The sequence below is a fragment of the Chryseobacterium subflavum genome (assembly GCF_055762745.1).
The window spans coordinates 441,335-458,559 of the sequence record NZ_JBVTMR010000002.1; the positions used below are offsets into that span (position 1 = coordinate 441,335).

At 35.5% G+C, this 17,225-nt stretch carries 22 protein-coding genes; 10 read left to right on the plus strand and 12 right to left on the minus strand.

The window, feature by feature from the left end:
- Positions 1 to 2 precede the first annotated feature (2 nt).
- Entirely contained in the window at positions 3 to 602 is a 600-nt protein-coding gene (locus AC0INN_RS11325; RefSeq protein WP_172281832.1) for a hypothetical protein, read from the plus strand.
- Here AC0INN_RS11325 and AC0INN_RS11330 read toward each other — a convergent pair.
- Entirely contained in the window at positions 599 to 1,492 is an 894-nt protein-coding gene (locus AC0INN_RS11330; protein WP_172281834.1) for a bestrophin family protein, read from the minus strand. The two genes, AC0INN_RS11325 and AC0INN_RS11330, sit on opposite strands and share 4 nt — an antisense overlap.
- 107 nt (positions 1,493 to 1,599) lie before the next feature.
- Here AC0INN_RS11330 and AC0INN_RS11335 point away from each other — a divergent pair, with 107 nt between their 5' ends.
- Together AC0INN_RS11335 and AC0INN_RS11340 are read left to right on the plus strand one after the other, a co-directional pair.
- Positions 1,600 to 1,761: a hypothetical protein gene (locus AC0INN_RS11335; RefSeq protein WP_273650301.1), complete on the plus strand. Its 162-nt coding sequence runs from the start codon at positions 1,600 to 1,602 to the stop codon at positions 1,759 to 1,761.
- 101 nt (positions 1,762 to 1,862) lie between these two features.
- The gene (locus tag AC0INN_RS11340; RefSeq protein WP_172281838.1) at positions 1,863 to 2,741 is read left to right on the plus strand and encodes a cupin-like domain-containing protein; all 879 of its coding nucleotides are present in this window, start codon (positions 1,863 to 1,865) and stop codon (positions 2,739 to 2,741) included.
- Positions 2,742 to 2,750: 9 nt separating this feature from the next.
- Here AC0INN_RS11340 and AC0INN_RS11345 read toward each other — a convergent pair whose 3' ends face one another.
- Entirely contained in the window at positions 2,751 to 3,287 is a 537-nt protein-coding gene (locus AC0INN_RS11345) for a GNAT family N-acetyltransferase (protein WP_273650302.1), read from the minus strand.
- Positions 3,288 to 3,412: 125 nt separating this feature from the next.
- Here AC0INN_RS11345 and mutS point away from each other — a divergent pair, with 125 nt between their 5' ends.
- Complete coding sequence (mutS, locus tag AC0INN_RS11350; RefSeq protein ID WP_273650303.1) at positions 3,413 to 5,998, plus strand: DNA mismatch repair protein MutS; 2,586 nt, start codon at positions 3,413 to 3,415, stop codon at positions 5,996 to 5,998.
- A 43-nt stretch (positions 5,999 to 6,041) separates the two neighbouring features.
- Here mutS and AC0INN_RS11355 read toward each other — a convergent pair whose 3' ends face one another.
- From AC0INN_RS11355 to AC0INN_RS11365, 3 genes are all read right to left on the minus strand, one after another.
- Positions 6,042 to 6,200, minus strand: coding sequence for a hypothetical protein (locus AC0INN_RS11355; RefSeq protein WP_172281844.1), 159 nt, complete (start codon positions 6,198 to 6,200; stop codon positions 6,042 to 6,044).
- Positions 6,201 to 6,358: 158 nt separating this feature from the next.
- Positions 6,359 to 6,523, minus strand: a complete 165-nt coding sequence (locus AC0INN_RS11360) for a bacteriocin (protein ID WP_172281846.1) — start codon at positions 6,521 to 6,523, stop codon at positions 6,359 to 6,361.
- A 111-nt stretch (positions 6,524 to 6,634) separates the two neighbouring features.
- The gene (locus AC0INN_RS11365; protein ID WP_172281848.1) at positions 6,635 to 6,796 is read right to left on the minus strand and encodes a bacteriocin; all 162 of its coding nucleotides are present in this window, start codon (positions 6,794 to 6,796) and stop codon (positions 6,635 to 6,637) included.
- Between the two features lie 151 nt (positions 6,797 to 6,947).
- Here AC0INN_RS11365 and AC0INN_RS11370 point away from each other — a divergent pair, with 151 nt between their 5' ends.
- The 3 genes from AC0INN_RS11370 to AC0INN_RS11380 all read left to right on the plus strand — a co-directional run bounded on the left by AC0INN_RS11370 (position 6,948) and on the right by AC0INN_RS11380 (position 8,591).
- The gene (locus AC0INN_RS11370) at positions 6,948 to 7,436 is read left to right on the plus strand and encodes a TlpA family protein disulfide reductase (protein ID WP_306613258.1); all 489 of its coding nucleotides are present in this window, start codon (positions 6,948 to 6,950) and stop codon (positions 7,434 to 7,436) included.
- Between the two features lie 14 nt (positions 7,437 to 7,450).
- Positions 7,451 to 8,110 carry a thioredoxin family protein gene (locus AC0INN_RS11375; protein WP_172281851.1) on the plus strand — a complete coding sequence of 220 codons (660 nt, stop codon included), beginning with the start codon at positions 7,451 to 7,453 and terminating at the stop codon, positions 8,108 to 8,110.
- Between the two features lie 85 nt (positions 8,111 to 8,195).
- Complete coding sequence (locus AC0INN_RS11380; protein ID WP_273650306.1) at positions 8,196 to 8,591, plus strand: ribosomal maturation YjgA family protein; 396 nt, start codon at positions 8,196 to 8,198, stop codon at positions 8,589 to 8,591.
- Here AC0INN_RS11380 and AC0INN_RS11385 read toward each other — a convergent pair.
- From AC0INN_RS11385 to AC0INN_RS11400, 4 genes are all read right to left on the minus strand, one after another.
- Positions 8,571 to 8,993, minus strand: a complete 423-nt coding sequence (locus tag AC0INN_RS11385; RefSeq protein WP_306613261.1) for a hypothetical protein — start codon at positions 8,991 to 8,993, stop codon at positions 8,571 to 8,573. The genes AC0INN_RS11380 and AC0INN_RS11385 overlap by 21 nt on opposite strands.
- A gap of 9 nt (positions 8,994 to 9,002) precedes the next feature.
- Positions 9,003 to 9,911: a YARHG domain-containing protein gene (locus AC0INN_RS11390; protein WP_273650308.1), complete on the minus strand. Its 909-nt coding sequence runs from the start codon at positions 9,909 to 9,911 to the stop codon at positions 9,003 to 9,005.
- Positions 9,908 to 10,498, minus strand: a complete 591-nt coding sequence (locus tag AC0INN_RS11395) for a DUF2306 domain-containing protein (RefSeq protein ID WP_306613263.1) — start codon at positions 10,496 to 10,498, stop codon at positions 9,908 to 9,910. Before AC0INN_RS11395 ends, AC0INN_RS11390 begins: the two co-directional genes overlap by 4 nt.
- Before the next feature lie 82 nt (positions 10,499 to 10,580).
- Positions 10,581 to 11,783 carry a BaiN/RdsA family NAD(P)/FAD-dependent oxidoreductase gene (locus AC0INN_RS11400; protein WP_306613264.1) on the minus strand — a complete coding sequence of 401 codons (1,203 nt, stop codon included), beginning with the start codon at positions 11,781 to 11,783 and terminating at the stop codon, positions 10,581 to 10,583.
- A 112-nt stretch (positions 11,784 to 11,895) separates the two neighbouring features.
- Here AC0INN_RS11400 and AC0INN_RS11405 point away from each other — a divergent pair, with 112 nt between their 5' ends.
- From AC0INN_RS11405 to AC0INN_RS11415, 3 genes are all read left to right on the plus strand, one after another.
- Entirely contained in the window at positions 11,896 to 12,390 is a 495-nt protein-coding gene (locus AC0INN_RS11405) for an acyl-CoA thioesterase (protein WP_172281867.1), read from the plus strand.
- A gap of 84 nt (positions 12,391 to 12,474) precedes the next feature.
- Entirely contained in the window at positions 12,475 to 13,539 is a 1,065-nt protein-coding gene (thiL, locus tag AC0INN_RS11410) for a thiamine-phosphate kinase (protein WP_306613267.1), read from the plus strand.
- A 231-nt stretch (positions 13,540 to 13,770) separates the two neighbouring features.
- Complete coding sequence (locus tag AC0INN_RS11415) at positions 13,771 to 14,679, plus strand: DUF6268 family outer membrane beta-barrel protein (protein WP_306613269.1); 909 nt, start codon at positions 13,771 to 13,773, stop codon at positions 14,677 to 14,679.
- 1 nt (position 14,680) lies between these two features.
- Here the strand turns inward: AC0INN_RS11415 and AC0INN_RS11420 are convergent, their stop codons facing one another.
- From AC0INN_RS11420 to AC0INN_RS11430, 3 genes are all read right to left on the minus strand, one after another.
- Positions 14,681 to 15,418 carry a LytR/AlgR family response regulator transcription factor gene (locus AC0INN_RS11420; protein WP_273650312.1) on the minus strand — a complete coding sequence of 246 codons (738 nt, stop codon included), beginning with the start codon at positions 15,416 to 15,418 and terminating at the stop codon, positions 14,681 to 14,683.
- Positions 15,405 to 16,469 carry a sensor histidine kinase gene (locus tag AC0INN_RS11425; RefSeq protein WP_306613271.1) on the minus strand — a complete coding sequence of 355 codons (1,065 nt, stop codon included), beginning with the start codon at positions 16,467 to 16,469 and terminating at the stop codon, positions 15,405 to 15,407. Before AC0INN_RS11425 ends, AC0INN_RS11420 begins: the two co-directional genes overlap by 14 nt.
- 69 nt (positions 16,470 to 16,538) lie before the next feature.
- Positions 16,539 to 17,135, minus strand: coding sequence for a porin family protein (locus AC0INN_RS11430; RefSeq protein WP_306613273.1), 597 nt, complete (start codon positions 17,133 to 17,135; stop codon positions 16,539 to 16,541).
- Between the last annotated feature and the right edge of the window lie 90 nt (positions 17,136 to 17,225).

Below are 17,225 nucleotides of genomic sequence, written 5' to 3' on the forward strand. Positions count from 1 at the left end.
ACATGAAAAATTTACTTGTATTCGGGATGCTAACCTCTGCTTTTATACTATCAAAAGCTCAGAATACATATTATCCACAGGCCTTCTTTGATAAAAAACTGGCTCAAAACATGATCGGTTTTGGAAATTCTACCATTGAAGGAGTGGCGTCTACCAAACAAAAAAACAACTGGGGAATTAAACCTTTACTGGGGGAAAAACATTATGCCCCAAAGGGAACCGTTGTTATGCTTTTTCCTGTAACCCCTTATTTTGAAGAATTTTATAAGATGAGGAAAAAGTATGAGAATAAGAAAACAACCGTTTACATGTCTGATGAAGCTTTTAAATACAGAATAGAGGCTCTGACTGATGATCATGGCAGATTTAAATTTGAAAAATTAAAACCGGGTAATTATTATCTCGAGACGATTGTGAATTTTACTGCAACGGCAAGTTATCAGCAGCAAACAGGACAGTCGGATGCTTATAATGCTTACGGAGGATACCTTTATTCAACACCTATATACCAGACTTTTTTCTATAACTATTCGTCGGCAAATCGCGAAAGTAAATTTGTAGAAATCAAGCAAGATGGCGAACTAAAAGAAATCAACCTTTAAAGGTTGATTTTATTTTTTAATCCCATGATCTGATGGACATTTTTTTCAATATTCTGAGCAATGGTTTCCATCGGAATATCATTTTCATCATTATTGAAAGGGTCCTCAATTTCTTCGGCAATAAGTTCCAGACTCATTAAGACATAATAGACGAATACAGTCAAAGGAATCATAAATAAACCAATGCTGATAACATATGCTACAGGCAAAGCCAATACATATAAGATGATGAATTTCTTTACAAAAGACGAATAAGAATAAGGAATAGGTGTGTTTTTGATTCTTTCGCAACCTCCGCAAATATCCAGAAACCCTGAAAGCTGAGTGTCCAGATATACCATTTCTACATCTGTAATTTTACCTTCTTTTTTCAGCTGATTTAATTTATGGCTGAGTAATATTACAATTTCACTGGGGCCATGGTGCTTAAGGGATTTTTCGATCTCAGAATAATCTTCATCCAATGCAAGTCTTGTAGATTCCTTAGAAAGGTGCTTGGCGAGAAAATGAGGAAAGAACTTCAAGTATCTTGCCACCTGTTCGGCACTATGTCTGTCATTGTCAAGGATTAAATTGAGCTTTATGGCAATATTCCGGGTATCATTCACCAGTTTTCCCCATAACTTTCTTCCTTCCCACCATCTGTCATAAGCAGTATTCGTCCGGAATACCAATAGTAAAGAAAGTACAAACCCTAATAATGAATGGATCATACCTACATTGCTTACCGCAGATTTTGACGTGAGATGAAGATACTCCACCTCAAGATATTCGATTCCGTAAGAATATACTCCCACCAATAGCATTGTTGGAAAAAGGATCTTCAGGGTATCGCTTTTATGTAGGCTGAAAAGTATTTTCAGGAAATGTTTTGTATTATAAACTCTCATAAATTAGGTTGATCTTACAAAGATAATTTTTTTCATTTTATACTTTCTTTACGGAAACCCGTAATGAGGTCTTCTTCGAGCTTATTTTCTTTGTAAAAAAACTAAAAATGGGATATTACAGAAAAGGGCACTATAAAAGAGATGGCACCTGGGTAAGCGGACATTATGTAAATAAATACAGCAGAAAGAAATTTCAGAACGGGCCGGGTGGATGTGCTCTTATCTTTTTTGGAGGAATTATTTCCGTGTTGGTATATCTTTTTTCCTGATTTTTAATTGATAATATTCAAAGAATAAGAAAATGTGAAAGGTAAAGTTTTTATAAATTTCAAAAAAACATTACTTTTATTTCGCATTAAATCAATTATGGATGATTCTAGAAAAAGTAGATGTTGTCAACGATATCAGTAAAGAAGATTTTCAGAAAAATTATTTCAAAAAAAAGAAGCCCGTTCTGATCAAAAATTTTGCAAGACGTTGGGATGCATTTGATTTGTGGAACCTTGCTTACATTCGTGAAAAAGCAGGGGAGCAGGAAGTTCCGTTATATGATAATAAACCTGCTAATGCTTCTAAAAGCTCAGATGCTCCTGTTACCCATATGAAAATGAAGGATTATATCGATACGATTAAAAGTAAACCTTCAGACCTTCGTATTTTTTTCTATATCATTACTGACAGGCTTCCGGAGCTATTAAAGAACTTTACCTATCCTGATCTTGGAATGAAGTTTTTTAAAAGACTTCCAACCTTATTTTTTGGAGGAAGTGAGGCTCATGTTTTAATGCATTATGATGTGGATTTAGGAGATTTTATGCACATTCATTTTGAAGGAAAAAAAAGGATACTGCTTTTTGATCAGGAACAGTCTGCTTTTCTGTATAAAGTACCATTATCGGTTCATACTGTTTATGATGTAGATTATGAAAATCCTGATTATGAAAAGTTTCCAGCCTTGAAATATGCAAAAGGATATGAAATCTTCATGGAGCATGGAGATGCACTCTTTATTCCGGGAGCATTCTGGCATTTCAACAGGTATCTTGAGCCTGGGTTTTCGTTATCGCTACGCGCACTCCCCAACAAGCCTAAAGTTTTTGCCAGTATGCTTTATCATGTATTTATCATGAGGTATACCGATAAGCTTTTGAGAAAAGTTTTTAAAGCAAAATGGGTAAACTATAAACAGAAATGGGCATACGAAAAAAGTACTGAAGCATTAGAAAGACATCTGAGAAAAGGCCGGTAGAATACTCTTTTATTTTCTGTCTTTTAAAAGTCCGAAAATAGTAGCATCTACAAACTTACCCTTTTCAAAAAAGAAATCGCGCATGGTCCCTTCTTTTTGAAAACCAGCTGAAAACAAAAGTTTTTCAGAAGAGATATTAGCAGGATCTATAAAAGCTTCTATTCGGTGAAGATTCATTTTTTCGAATCCGAAAGATAAAATAGGCTGTACCGCTTCTTTCATATAAGCTTTTTGCCAATATTCAGGATTCAGTTCATATCCTATTTCCGCCTTAAAATGTTCGTGAAACCAATTGTGATAGCCACAGGTTCCTATAACCTTATTTTCGCCTTTCAGCTCAATAGCCCATCTAAATCCCTTATTATTTTCGAAATCGTTATTAAATGTGTCAATTAGTTTTTCGGCCTCTCCCAATTCTGTAAAAGTTGCCAGATCATAATATTCCATCACAATATCTAAAGAAAAATATTCAAATAAATCTTTAGCATCATTCCTGGTAAGTTGTCGTAAAATTAATCTGTCTGTTTCTAATATTGGAAAATCCATTACTTAATTTTATCGAAAAGTACAATAAAAAATTAATCAAAACAAAAGAGGAGCTCGTAAGATTAATAGAGAAACAATTTTTTAACCCTGAATTTATTTTTTAAATTTGACCTTCATTTTTTATTATGGCAAAAACGAAGAAGGAGACTCCATTAATGGCTCAGTATAATACCATCAAGGGAAAATACCCGGATGCTCTTTTATTATTCAGAGTGGGAGATTTTTATGAGACTTTTGGACAGGATGCAATCCGTGCTTCTCAGGTGCTTGGAATTGTGCTTACCAAAAGAGCGAACGGAGAAGGTCATATTGAACTGGCAGGATTTCCACACCACTCAGTAGATTCTTATCTGCCTAAGCTAGTTCGTGCAGGACTTAGAGTGGCTATCTGCGATCAGCTGGAAGATCCTAAAATGGTAAAAGGTATTGTAAAAAGAGGAGTGACAGAACTGGTAACCCCGGGAGTTACTTTTAATGATCAGGTACTTAGCTCCAAGAAGAATAATTTCTTGCTTTCAATCCATAAAGAAAAGGAAAAGTTTGGAATCGCACTGGTTGATATCTCTACCGGAGAATTTTTGGTAAGTGAGGGAACTCTCGAAAAGCTTTTGCATATCGTAAGCACTTTCGATCCCAGCGAAATTATCTATCAGAGAAGTGTTCAGATCCCTGAACAGTTGAAAAATAAAAGTGCTTTCAAACTGGAAGATTGGGCTTTTCAATACAATTTTGCATATGAGAAGTTAACGGGGCAGTTCAAAACCAATTCATTAAAGGGATTTGGTATAGAAAATCTCTCCCTGGCAATTACAGCGGCAGGAGCTATATTTGCGTACCTTGTAGAAGATACTCATCATAACTTACTTGCCCACATCACTAAAATCAAGGTGATCCCCCAAGATGATTTCCTGATGATGGATAATTTCACATTGAGAAATCTAGAGATTGTATATCCAAGCAACCCACAAGGAAAGTCATTGTTAGATATTATTGATAGGACTTCAACCCCAATGGGAGGTCGACTCCTAAGAAGAAGGATTATTCTTCCGCTCAAATCTGTTAATGAAATTCAAAGAAGGTTATCCCTTATTGACTTCTTAAATGAGAACGATGGATTAAAATATGAGATCTCTCAATTGCTGAAATCTATTTCCGACCTCGATCGTTTGATGGGAAAGTTAGCAGCAGAAAAAATTTCCCCGAAAGAAATAGGTTATCTTCGTCAGAGCTTAGTTAATATCCATACAATTAAGGACTTACTTCATCCGTTTGCTGATGTGCTGGCATGGATTGAACCGCTTTATGATCTTGGAGAACTGATTCAGTCTTTACAGGATAGACTCAATGAAGAACTTCCTGTAAATATTTCAAAAGGGAAAGTAATTAAAGAGGGGATTTCGGAAGAACTCGACAGGCTTAGAAACCTTCAAAGCAAAGGGCGGGGCTTTCTCGATGAAATGTGTCAACGGGAAATAGAAAGAACCGGGATTTCAAGCCTTAAAATAGATTTTAATAATGTTTTCGGATATTTTATTGAGGTCCGGAACACTCATAAAGATAAAGTTCCAGGAGATTGGTTGAGAAAGCAGACACTCGTTAATGCAGAGCGTTACATTACTGAAGAATTAAAAGAATATGAAAGTCAGATTCTTGGAGCTGAAGAAAAGATTAGTGTTTTAGAGAATGAGTTATACAGGAATGTGTGCTCTGAAACAATGGTTTATATGGACCAGATTCAGGAAAATTCGAATATCATTGCGCAGCTCGATGTAGCGGTAGGATTATCGGAGCTTGCTGTTTCAGAAAGCTATACAAAGCCTATTTTGAATGATGGCTACATTGTTGATCTGAAGGAGGCAAGACACCCAATTATTGAAAATGCCCTTCCTTTGGGAGAAAAATATATTCCTAATGATATCTTTTTAGACAAGGATTCCCAACAGATCATTATGGTTACCGGCCCAAACATGGCGGGTAAATCTGCAATTCTTCGTCAGACGGCGATCGTCTGTCTTCTGGCGCAAATAGGAAGTTTTGTGCCGGCAAAACATGCTGAAATAGGGGTTTTAGATAAGATATTTACCAGAGTAGGGGCGACAGACAATATTTCTGCCGGGGAATCTACTTTTATGGTTGAGATGAATGAAGCGGCTAACATTCTTAATAATATTTCAGAACGGAGTCTGATCCTGCTGGATGAAATCGGTCGTGGTACATCAACCTATGATGGGGTTTCAATTGCTTGGGCTATCGCAGAATATCTGCACCAGCATCCAAGTCAGGCTAAGACATTATTTGCAACCCACTACCATGAGCTGAATGAGATGACAGTTAATTTTGAAAGGGTGAAAAATTTCCATGTTTCCATACAGGAAAATAAAGGGAATATTATCTTTCTGAGAAAGCTGGTTCCGGGTGGAAGTGAGCATAGCTTCGGTATTCATGTGGCAAAACTGGCCGGAATGCCGGCGAAAGTGGTTAACAGGGCTAATGAGATTCTAAAAACCCTGGAAGCAAGCCGAACTCAGGGAACTTCATCGGAAAGTATTAAAAGAGTGACAGATGAAAATATGCAGTTATCATTTTTTCAGCTAGACGACCCTGTTTTGGAAAATATCAGAGAAGAACTTACTAAAATAGATATCAATACGCTAACCCCAATAGAAGCTTTAATGAAGCTTAATGCAATTAAGAAAATGATTGGAGGATAAAAAAAGAGAGCTTACTAGCTCTCTTTTTTTGATATGGATAATGTTAGCAACAGCTTCCATCCATTCTGCAAATTCCCACACGAGGTTCGCCGTCGGGAGTAAAGCAAAAACATTCTATGAGGCAGTCATTACCGGCTCCGCCATTGATTTCCTTTAGTTGTTTCTTTGTTAATTTTCTTTTCTGATTGTCTGATTTTTTCATGATAAAAAATTTTAATTTGGTATAACTAAAGTACATTTTTATTTTAACAGGACAAGATAAAGTGATTGGTTTTTAGTTGCTTATTGGGTAAATTTAAAATAGGATGTCATATCATTCTATTTGTAGCTGCACTTTTTATTGCCTGTCGGATGGTGCAATTAGCAACAATATCCATCTTGTATTCCCGGAACTCCTATTAATTCTTCCCCCGTATTTCTGTCAAAACAGCTAAATACAACAGGGCAATCATGTCCTACACCTCCGTTAACTTTTTTCAACTCTTTTTTAGTTAATTTTGTGATTCTAATGTTTGATTTTTTCATAATTATAATATTTAATTTGTTTAAAAGCACATTGTTTTGTGTGAAAAATGACACCAGATAATGGTGTCATCGTAGATTTGTTATTATTTGGTTAGCTATTAGTACAACCAATTAGCAGCAATAATCATCCTGAACTCCTGGCACACCATAGCGTTCCTGACCTGTATGACGGTCAATGCAGCTGATTACCCTTGGGCAGACAACTCTTCCACCGTTAATTTCTTTCAACTCTTTTTTAGTTAGTTTTTTTGATTTAGTGTTTGATTTTTTCATAATAAAAACTTTTAATTTGACTAAACTAAATTACATTTTTAATTCTGATATATCCATAATTGGTGAATGAAATTCATGAAAAATACCTGAATTCAGGTATATTAATCAGTTGAAAATCATTGATCAATGAAACTTTTTATTAATTTTGAATATGAAGCATTTCTTAAAAATTTTATTCCTATCATTAGGAGTTACCATTTCAAAGGCGCAGCAGACTGAAATTTCTTCTGTGAAATATGAAGAGCTTGAAAAACGTATTCAGCAGGAAACCGATAAGTTCCTTGTCCTGAACTTTTGGTCAACGACTTGTGCTCCATGTGTAAAAGAACTTCCTGATTTTATGGAAGTAAATAACAAGAATAAAGACAATCAGAAATTTAAAATGATTTTAGTTTCACTCGACAGATTAGCGGATAAAGAAAAAGTGCTAAAGTTTATCACAAATAAAAAGCTTACTGCTGAAGTTATTTTATTGGATGATATCAAAAGAATGAATACATGGATTCCCCGGTTCGAAAAAAACTGGGATGGAAATATTCCCGTAACTTTGTTTTATAAAGGAGGCGAAAAGATCTTTTTTAATGATGGAGAAATGAGCAAAACTGAACTTGAGTCTGTTATTAATAAAAATTTACTTTAAATATTTATAATACTATGAAGAACATAAAAATTATCATAACATCTTTTATTATTGGTTTCGGCTTATTGAGTTTTACCGCAAAGAATAATGAGAACACAGTAAAAGAGAAATATAGTTTTATAAGATCTGAAAAAGGATACGAAATAGGAGATGAGGCAACAGATTTTAAACTGAAAAATATTGATGGCAAAATGGTTTCCCTTAGTGATTATAAAAGTGCTAAAGGATTTATTATTATTTTCACCTGTAACCATTGCCCGTATGCTAAGAAATACGAAGACAGGATTATTGCGCTGGATAAAAAATACAAAGAACAGGGTTATCCCGTAATTGCCATTAACCCGAATGATCCGAACGTACAACCGGAAGACGGATATCAGCAAATGATTGAAAGGGCTAAACAAAAAGGCTTTACATTTCCTTATTTAGTGGATGAGGGACAAAAAATTTATCCTCAGTATGGGGCAACTAAAACGCCGCATGTTTTTATTTTACAAAAAGAAAATGGAAAGAATATAGTTAAATATATAGGAGCGATCGATAACAATTACGACAATCCCAATGATGTTTCAGAGTATTACGCACAAGATGCAGTCAATGCTTTACTAAAGGGAGAGCCTGTTAAAATGACAAAAACGGTTGCAATAGGATGTACCGTAAAAGTAAAAAAATAATCTCCTATTTGTAATAAAAAATTAATAAAGCGGGCACATGCCCGCTTTATTAATCCAGTATAATGACTTTTGTTAAACCAGGAAAATGAAACTACAATTTAATATCAAATACCTTATTCTGACGATTCTACTATTTCTGACAGAAGTTATAATTGCTACTGCATTAAAAAATGTTTTCTTTGTCAGGGCCTATTTGGGAGATGTTATTGTTGTAATCCTTCTTTATACTTTTGTCAAAAGCTTCATTACAATTGATAATACAAAACTTATTACAGGAATTTTTATATTCTCATGTATCATTGAATTTGCTCAGTATTTTAATGTTGCAGAAAAAGCAGGCTTCCAAAAAGGAAGCCTGATGTATATTGTTATAGGAAATTCATTTTCATGGGTAGATATCACATGTTATGCGATGGGATGTTTATTTCTCTATCTTATCATAAAAGTAGCTGAAAATAAATCATTCCAACCAGAAAATTAGAGGCTGTTTCATTTTCATTTTGACCTTTTCTCCATTTTTTTCTCCGGGAATCCATTTTGTATGTACACTGTGAAGAGCCTTCAGGAATTCTTTTTTTATGATTTCATTTTCGTAGGATTCTATTTGTATCTGGCTCATGCTGCCATCTTTTTCTACTATAAATGTAGCTACCGCTTTTGCTGTACTGATATTGAGCCTGGTTAATAATGACGTTTGGAAATTGCTTTGAATCTTTCTTACAAATGCCTGATGACCACCAGGAAATTCAGGGTTTTTGTATCCTGCAAGTTCGTCGGGAGAAATAACCGAATGGTTTTTCTGAGTGGAAGCAGAGTCTTTTTGTGCAGAAAGAAAGACCATGCAGAAAATTAAAGCAAAAAGGCTAAGATATTTTTTTATCATCTTTTATTTTTAACGGCCAAATCTGTCGTATTTATCCTCGGCATATTTGATGAAACGGTTTAATAAAGCAACATTTTCCTTTTCTACTGGAGATAGATCATGATCTACATTATTCGAAACGGGAATATACCAGTCTGTATGTTCAAAGAAGTTTCTGTAGGTTTCTTTTTTAAATGAGTATCCATGTCTTGCAAAGACAGAGTTTTTGATGATTTCCATATCAAGTTTTCTCAGGTTTTTAAGATCTTTTTCTGTTAACTTCTGTTTGGAAGCATTGATTTTAAAAATAGCCTCAGAAGCGACCCTGTTTTTCGAGGTTGTATAGCTTTCTGTTTTTCCCGTCTCTTCATCAGTATACTTTTCAATAAAATCTTTAGGATTCGACCAATCTACCAGGTCAGAGTTTTCGTCCAGCATAAAGTTAGGGTTATACACAAAATCTTTTTTTATAAGCTTTAACGTCTTTGAAGGGGACTTTACTGCTGTTTTATTGAAGGCTGTCCATTTACCTGTTAAGCTGTCATTATTGAGCTTTATTTCAAATCTTCCATCGGTTTTATCATTTCCGGGTTCATCCAGTACAAAAGACTTTGTTTCTTCATTAAAAATGCCACGGAATGGTCGCTGATTGCCATTTACAATGCTTTGTCCATATACACTGTCTTTGGTAATCTTGTTAATTTTTACAGAAATTTTTTTAAATATATTATCTTCATATTCATTACCGTCATATTCGTCAATCACTTTTTCCTTTCCGCCGAAATCACCCGTGTAGATTCCATAGTATTCTTTATGGATTTCCGGAATTACAACAGAGTCTTTTTTTGCCATTGCGGGGCCTGCACTTTTAGCTTCTTTTTTACAACTTGATAACGCGACTGCTAACAGAGATACGAGAGTGTAATTTAAAATTTTCATAGTATTTTTTTTGTGATTAAAAACTCAATTAAAAGGATATTAGGAATCCAACCAAGCCAGGCAATTATTTGATATACATCCATCGGATTTGGATGAAATAAATATACAATAATAACTTTCCACATTCTTAAAGTAATAGCAGATAGTGTCAATGCAAAACTTCTCCACATCCATTGCTTATGGAGGAGGAATTTTTTTTGTTTTGCCAGCTTAAAGGCTTTGAAGGTCGTAATCCACCACAGGATTCCCAGAATAATAAAAGAAAATTTTGAAAGGAATCCTCCATTGGCAAATATACCCATATAAACTCCCGAGGGAGCAGAGAGGCATAATACCACAAAAATATAGCTCTTTCCTATATTTTTGTGTAGGCTTTTCAAACCGAAATCTTTTCTCAGAATCGCTAAAAAGCCCAGTAACAGTACAAATATACTGGTATAAACATGAGTGTAGAAGAGGTAAAGATATTCAGGTCTATGACTTACCTCCGTCTGTTTGATCTGTAAAAAGCTTACTTCAGGGCTTATAGGAATATATTCCAGGGTAATTTGAAGCATAAGCCAAAAGAAATAACCGAATCCTATCATTAAAAGGATTTTAAGAATATTCTGATATTTCTTTTGAATTAAAAACACTGCAATTACATCCTTGTTATAATTGACTAGATAATCATTTCATGTTCAGATCCTGTGCAATCAACCATGCTTCACTCCAGCATGCCTGAAAATTGAACCCACCCGTTACTGCATCAATATTTAATACTTCACCGGCAATATAAAACCGAGGAAGGATCTTTGAAGACATATTTTTAAAGTTGATTTCTTTTAAATCCACTCCTCCGGCAGTTACAAATTCATCTTTAAAGGTTGATTTGCCTGTAACCTGAAGTTTTTTAGAGCAGAGACTGATAAGGATCGCTTGCATTTCCTTTCCGGAAATATGAGCTACCTGTTTATTGAGATCTATTTTTAAAGTGTCAAGAATTTTCTGCCAGAATCTGTTGGTAACTTCAAATATTTTCGACTGACCTATGGTCTTTTTAGGATTGCTGTGTCTGAAGTTTTGAAATATCTCCTCTGCTTCATCTAGTGTTTTTGAAATGAAATTTACTTCAATTTCAAAGTTATATTTCACCTTTGCCAGATTGATCGCCTCCCAGGCCGAAATTTTCAGTATGGCAGGTCCGGATAATCCCCAATGTGTTATCAGGAGCGGCCCACTTTCCGCTGTTTTCAACTTTGGTATTGAAACTTCTGCATTTTCAAAGCTGGTTCCTGCAAGGTCTTTCAGAAGATCATTTTTAATGTTGAAAGTAAAAAGTGAGGGAACAAGGCTAATGATTCTGTGTCCTAAACTTTCTACAATTTTCAGAGATTTTGGAGAGCTTCCTGTAGCATAAATGATGTAATCCGCTACAAGGTCTTCCGAGCTGGTCTTTACAATGTATCTTTCACCATCCTTTACAATTTCTTTTACAACAGATTTTGTTTTTACATCTATATTTTTCTTTTGGACTTCGTTGAGAAAAGTATTGATAATTGTTTGTGAAGAATTGCTTTCAGGGAAGATTCTGTTGTCATTTTCTATTTTCAACGAAATATTTCGTTGTTCAAACCATTCCATGGTGTCTCCGGGCTGAAATTTGGTAAAAACACTTAAAAGTTCTTTGTTCCCACGAGGGTAAAACTGAATCAATTCTTTGGGGTCAAAACAAGCGTGACTTACATTACAACGACCTCCTCCTGAGATTTTTACTTTCTGGAGGACATCCGAGTTTTGTTCGAGAATAATAATTTTATATTTGGTTTCGTCAAGGTTGGATGCACAGAAAAATCCCGCTGCACCTCCTCCGATAATAATAATTTGTTTCATGTACCTGTAATCTTATGGTGAAGATTATTTTTCCAAAAGTACAATTTTTATAAACCATCTTATTTGAGTATTTTTGAAGATTATAATTTTATTATTCTAAATACAATTTCAAATGACATTCTACCATACCTTCGAAGTGCGTTGGAGCGATCTTGACGCCAACAAACACTTAGCAAATTCATCTTATGTGCAGTATTGTGCACAAGCCAGGATGGCTTTTATGACAAAAGAAAAAATGGGAGTTACCCAGTTGAGTCGATGGGGGATAGGACCTGTTATGCTTCATGAAAGATATTCTTTTTTTAAAGAAATCTATGCTGATCAGACGGTGATCGTGAGTGTGGAAATAGGCGGTTGCTCGGAAGATTCTTCCATCTACCGTTTTATACACAAATTCTATACTCCGGATGGTGTGCATTGTGCAACGTCTGAAGCTACAGGGGTATGGATTGATATGATGCTGAGAAAAATGACCACTCCTCCGGATGATGTTATTGAAGCAATGAATAAATATAAAACACCAGACACTGAAGTTTTAACCAGAGAGGATTTTAAAAAGTTCCCTTTCCATCCTCATAACATTGATCCTTCAGAGTTTAACAAATAAATGATAATTGATAAATAATCATGGATAAAAGAATATCGAACAGCATTTATCAATTATCTGTCATCATTTATAAATAAAAAAGATATGTTTGAAGATAAATCTCAGGAACTAACACCCATTTCCAAATTAGGAGAATTTGGATTGATCAAACACTTAACGGAACATTTTCCTTTGTCCAATGAATCTTCGGAGCTTGGAGTTGGAGATGATGCAGCAGTTATCAATCCGGGCGGAAAGAAAGTGGTCCTTACCACTGATGTATTGGCAGAAGGTGTTCACTTTAATCTGGGTTATGTTCCATTAAAGCATTTAGGATACAAAGCTGTTGTTGTCAATTTAAGTGATGTAGCGGCTATGAATGCTACTCCTACACAGATTTTAGTTTCTCTTGCCGTTTCCAACCGGTTTCCGGTAGAAGCTTTAGAGGAAATCTATTCCGGTATCCAGGCTGCTTGCGCGAGATATAAAGTAGATTTAATAGGAGGAGATACCACCAGTTCTAATACAGGGTTGGTAATGAGTATTACCGCTATAGGAATTGAAGATGAAGAGAATCTGGTTAAAAGAAGTGGTGCGAAGCCGAACGATTTATTGGTCGTAAGCGGAGATCTTGGAGGAGCCTATATGGGGTTACAGATTTTAGAAAGAGAGCATGCCGTTTTCCTGGCAAATCCGAATATGCAGCCGGAAATGGAAGGATACGATTATATTCTGGAAAGACAATTAAAGCCAGAGGCAAGAACGGATGTTAAAACGATCCTTAAAGAGCTGGATATAAAACCAACTTCTATGATCGATATTTCTGATGGGCTTGCTTCTGAAATACTGCACCTTTCTGACCAGTCAAAAGTCGGATTCAGGCTATATGAAGAGAAGATCCCTATGGATAGCCTTACGATCTCAACTGCTGATGAAATGAATTTGAATCCTGTTGTAACAGCATTAAGTGGAGGTGAAGATTACGAATTATTATTTACAATCGCACCGGCAGATTTTGCTAAAATAAAAAACCACCCTGATTTTACGATTATAGGACATGCTGTAGATAAAGAGGACGGGAATTTTATGGTGGCCAGAGGTTCCAACCAGTTGATACCGCTTACTGCGCAAGGCTGGGATGCTTTTTTGGGAAACCAGCAGGGAGAATAAAGTAATACTTAATTTTCAATATTGTTAGAAGCCACAGTACTAGTACTGTGGCTTTTGTATTGTATTGCTGCGCTGAGACTAAGCCGCATGAGATCATAAATAAGGACAGGAACAAGTGTATGGCATCTATTGGTCATGCAGTTATTTCAGGTCATCACAAGATGTACACACTTAATCAAGTATTTTTTGTTTCGCTTTTTGAATACCCTCTCTTTGTGAAAATTTTACATTATGAAGAAGGGTCTTTTGATTGCCTTTTATGGTTTTACTCATTTAAGTTGCCTGCTCAACGCACAATCCGGATTATCCGGAGAATTAAAAACGGAATATATTCCTTATTCAAGTTACATCCGCCCTGAGGATAGTATGAAAACGGATTCCAAAAGTGATTTTAAGAGAATGGATATAAGCTTCAGCATTCCTCTTTCCATGAAAAAAATAAGTGAAGGAAGAATAAAATCATGGTCATTACTTGCTAACGGATCTTATGCTAAACTGTCCCATAAGAACTATGAAACTCATTTATTTCCTGATCAGATGCTGAATGCGCAGGTTGGATTACAGCATATAAGACCTTTGGGTGGAAAATGGAGCATGATGGTTACCGCTTCAGCCGGCGTTTATACCGACCTTGAAAATGTAAACTTTGATGATGTTTTAGGCCAGGGAGGTTTATTGTTTATAAAAAACTTTACTCCTAATCTTGCGCTTGGAGTAGGCCCTGTGCTTACTACTGCATTTGGAGTACCCATGATTATGCCCTGGATCTATTTCGATTGGAAAACGGGAAATAAAATCAAATTCAACATCAACTTTCCTGAAGGAATGGAGGCGGGCTATCAGTTTTCAGATAAATTTGCTATCAAGGCAGTTGTTGGATTAAACGGGATGACGGTAGAAAGGAATAAAGGAGGAAAATCCACGCTGCTTGGCTATCAGCAAATTACAGCAGGGATACGGCCTGAATTACAGATCAGCAAAAATGTAAGTCTACGTCTTACCGGAGGAACCGCTCTCCTGAGGAGCTTTAGTGAAAATGACCGTAAGATCAAAAGCATATTTAAATCAAAAAAGATGGAAGATCCTCGTTTTGCTTCCACCTTTTATATGGCTGTTTCTCTTCGCTGGAATCTCCCTTAATTTATTTACTTATGAGCTTCTTATAGACTACCTGGTTAAGCAATTCTTCTTTACGGGTTCTCGAAATAGGAAGCTCTGTTTTATTAATATAAAGTCTGCCTCCTGCAATCATTTCAATATGAGTGATATTGATGAGAAATGATTTATGGATTCTAAAAAAATGCTCAGGGGATAAGGACTCCTCGATAGCTTTCATTGTCTGATGAATGACAAGTGTTTTATCTTTAAAATGCAGTTTGGTGTAGTTCTGCATGCTTTCAATATATAAAATATCTACCCAGGAAACCTTTATAAAGGTGTCGGATTGACGTACATATAAGTAAGGATCATCCAGAGAAATATTTCTTTTGGATCTTTCAAATAAGATGAATTGCTGCTGTGCCTTATTTACTGCCTGGTAAAAACGATTAAACGCTATAGGTTTTAAAAGGTAATCTACAATCTGTAGTCTGTAGCCCTCTAAGGCATATTCTGAGTAAGCAGTTGTGAAAATACATAAGGGCGGATTCTCCAGTTGTTCCAAAAAATCAAGGCCTGTAAGATAAGGCATATTAATATCCAGAAAGATGAGATCAATTTGATTCTCTTGTATTTTGTTATTAGCCTCTAATGCGGTAGCACAGGTATCCACCACTTCCAAAAAATCAATTTGATCCGCCATGTCTTTTAGATAGAATCTTGCCAAGGGTTCGTCATCTATAATTAGACATTTCATTTTGGGAATATTATTGTTTGTCATTTTCCTGAGAGAGATTTAGGATTAAAGAAATTTTGTAAACATGATTATCAGACTCTACATTGAGAGAGTATGAATCCGGGTACTGAAGGTCAAGCCTTTTCTGTACATTATTAAGCCCTATTCCATGAGCACCATCTTTACTTTTATGAACAGTTATACTGGAGTAGGAATTTTCCACATAAAAATAAAGTTGGTTATCTTCTTCCTTACATGAAATTAAGATATAACCTTTATGCCCCGGCAAGCGGCAAACATATTTAAAGGCATTCTCAATAAAAGGAACGAGAAGAAGCGGAGCAATAGTCGCTTTATCGGTGGAAAGCTCCCAGGTTGCTTTTACATCCAGTTCATTTCCCCAACGCAATTTTTCAACTTCTACAAGATTTTGTAGGTATTCAACATCTTTTTTAAGCAGGACCTGATTCTGATTACAGTGATAAAGCTGATACCTCAGGATATCTGAAAACTTTAGCAACAAAAATGAAGCAAGCTCAGTATTGGTTTTCATCAGGATATGAATATGATTGAGAATATTGAAAACCAAATGGGGATTTATCTGGTCCTGTAATAGCTTAAGCTGATTTTCCAGATGGGCTTGTTGCAAAAGAATGTGATCCCTTTCAATTTTTCCGTGTTCCTGATAAAATGTTATTCCGCACGCTGTTCCATTAATAAGAAAGGATGCAGGAAGAGCTAAATAAAATCCTTTCCATAAAATAGGGAGGTGACTTTTAAAACCAGGAGCTAGGGGTGTTCTGGAATCTACTTCTATATAAGCAAAAACAAAAGAGTAAATAAAGCTCAGTAAAAGAATCATAATCGTTGCCTGGAGTAGGAATTTTTTCATTTTCCTTTCTTTTAAGGCTTGCGGGAGTAATTTTTTTGTTAAAAACTGAGTGAAAATAAAGGAGCTTATTACAATGGCTAACGTCTGGATAAGTGAATTGTATCTGCCGGAATCTGCCTGGAAATTAATCCACATGGTTATCCCGAAAATCAGCCAGAAACCAATAACAAATAGATGTTTTCTTACGATAAAAGATTTAAGCATATTTTAATAGGGTAAAAAATTAGAAACTGCAGGAAATGCAGTTTCTAATGGTAAAGATAATTTAAGTTTTTAGAACAGGAAGTATCCGATTCCAAGCGAGAAGCTGTGAGGTTTGGATTTAAATTCTTTGCTGATGCTGGTGAGTCCTGTTTCGTACCTCAGATCAACGGTGAAGTTTTTATAATCCACACCAATTCCACCGGTAATACCAATATTGGATTTATCGAATTTTTTTAAACCTTCGCGCAGTGCTTTTGAGGTAGAAATATTATCATTAAATCCATAACTGTAAACTCCTCCGGCAAAAGCTCGGACATTAAAATCTTTGGAACTTACGATCTTATAACCTGCTACAACAGGGATATCGATTGAATTCCATTTCAATTGCGAAGAATTTCCATCCTTTAAGTCATATGATGTTTTTCTTTTGTTGAATATAGCTTCTCCCTGAAGATATATCCGGTTAAAGTCTACTCTTGCCATAACACCCGCCTGATATCCCATTCCATATTTTCCGCTCAGGTCAGAAGAGGCAGAGGATGTTTTAGTGAAATTTGTACCGGCTTTAACTCCGATATGAACGATTGGTGTTTGTTGTGCGTTGGCTTCTACTGAGCAGGTAATGCAAAGCAATAAAGAGCTTACTGCTAAAAAACGTTGTTTCATAATAATAAATAGTATTAAATCTGGTGCAAAACAACAGCAGTGAGCGTGAAAATGAAATTTTATTTGATGAAGAGCATGGGTGTTTTGATA

Excerpts from the sequence above, each read along its gene's own strand:
- AC0INN_RS11325 (WP_172281832.1), top strand. The coding sequence starts at position 3 with ATGAAAAATTTACTTGTATTCGGGATGCTAACCTCTGCTTTTATACTA.
- AC0INN_RS11330 (WP_172281834.1), bottom strand. The coding sequence starts at position 1,492 with ATGAGAGTTTATAATACAAAACATTTCCTGAAAATACTTTTCAGCCTA.
- AC0INN_RS11335 (WP_273650301.1), top strand. The coding sequence starts at position 1,600 with ATGGGATATTACAGAAAAGGGCACTATAAAAGAGATGGCACCTGGGTA.
- AC0INN_RS11340 (WP_172281838.1), top strand. The coding sequence starts at position 1,863 with ATGATTCTAGAAAAAGTAGATGTTGTCAACGATATCAGTAAAGAAGAT.
- AC0INN_RS11345 (WP_273650302.1), bottom strand. The coding sequence starts at position 3,287 with ATGGATTTTCCAATATTAGAAACAGACAGATTAATTTTACGACAACTT.
- mutS (WP_273650303.1), top strand. The coding sequence starts at position 3,413 with ATGGCAAAAACGAAGAAGGAGACTCCATTAATGGCTCAGTATAATACC.
- AC0INN_RS11355 (WP_172281844.1), bottom strand. The coding sequence starts at position 6,200 with ATGAAAAAATCAGACAATCAGAAAAGAAAATTAACAAAGAAACAACTA.
- AC0INN_RS11360 (WP_172281846.1), bottom strand. The coding sequence starts at position 6,523 with ATGAAAAAATCAAACATTAGAATCACAAAATTAACTAAAAAAGAGTTG.
- AC0INN_RS11365 (WP_172281848.1), bottom strand. The coding sequence starts at position 6,796 with ATGAAAAAATCAAACACTAAATCAAAAAAACTAACTAAAAAAGAGTTG.
- AC0INN_RS11370 (WP_306613258.1), top strand. The coding sequence starts at position 6,948 with ATGAAGCATTTCTTAAAAATTTTATTCCTATCATTAGGAGTTACCATT.
- AC0INN_RS11375 (WP_172281851.1), top strand. The coding sequence starts at position 7,451 with ATGAAGAACATAAAAATTATCATAACATCTTTTATTATTGGTTTCGGC.
- AC0INN_RS11380 (WP_273650306.1), top strand. The coding sequence starts at position 8,196 with ATGAAACTACAATTTAATATCAAATACCTTATTCTGACGATTCTACTA.
- AC0INN_RS11385 (WP_306613261.1), bottom strand. The coding sequence starts at position 8,993 with ATGATAAAAAAATATCTTAGCCTTTTTGCTTTAATTTTCTGCATGGTC.
- AC0INN_RS11390 (WP_273650308.1), bottom strand. The coding sequence starts at position 9,911 with ATGAAAATTTTAAATTACACTCTCGTATCTCTGTTAGCAGTCGCGTTA.
- AC0INN_RS11395 (WP_306613263.1), bottom strand. The coding sequence starts at position 10,498 with ATGATAGGATTCGGTTATTTCTTTTGGCTTATGCTTCAAATTACCCTG.
- AC0INN_RS11400 (WP_306613264.1), bottom strand. The coding sequence starts at position 11,783 with ATGAAACAAATTATTATTATCGGAGGAGGTGCAGCGGGATTTTTCTGT.
- AC0INN_RS11405 (WP_172281867.1), top strand. The coding sequence starts at position 11,896 with ATGACATTCTACCATACCTTCGAAGTGCGTTGGAGCGATCTTGACGCC.
- thiL (WP_306613267.1), top strand. The coding sequence starts at position 12,475 with ATGTTTGAAGATAAATCTCAGGAACTAACACCCATTTCCAAATTAGGA.
- AC0INN_RS11415 (WP_306613269.1), top strand. The coding sequence starts at position 13,771 with ATGAAGAAGGGTCTTTTGATTGCCTTTTATGGTTTTACTCATTTAAGT.
- AC0INN_RS11420 (WP_273650312.1), bottom strand. The coding sequence starts at position 15,418 with ATGACAAACAATAATATTCCCAAAATGAAATGTCTAATTATAGATGAC.
- AC0INN_RS11425 (WP_306613271.1), bottom strand. The coding sequence starts at position 16,469 with ATGCTTAAATCTTTTATCGTAAGAAAACATCTATTTGTTATTGGTTTC.
- AC0INN_RS11430 (WP_306613273.1), bottom strand. The coding sequence starts at position 17,135 with ATGAAACAACGTTTTTTAGCAGTAAGCTCTTTATTGCTTTGCATTACC.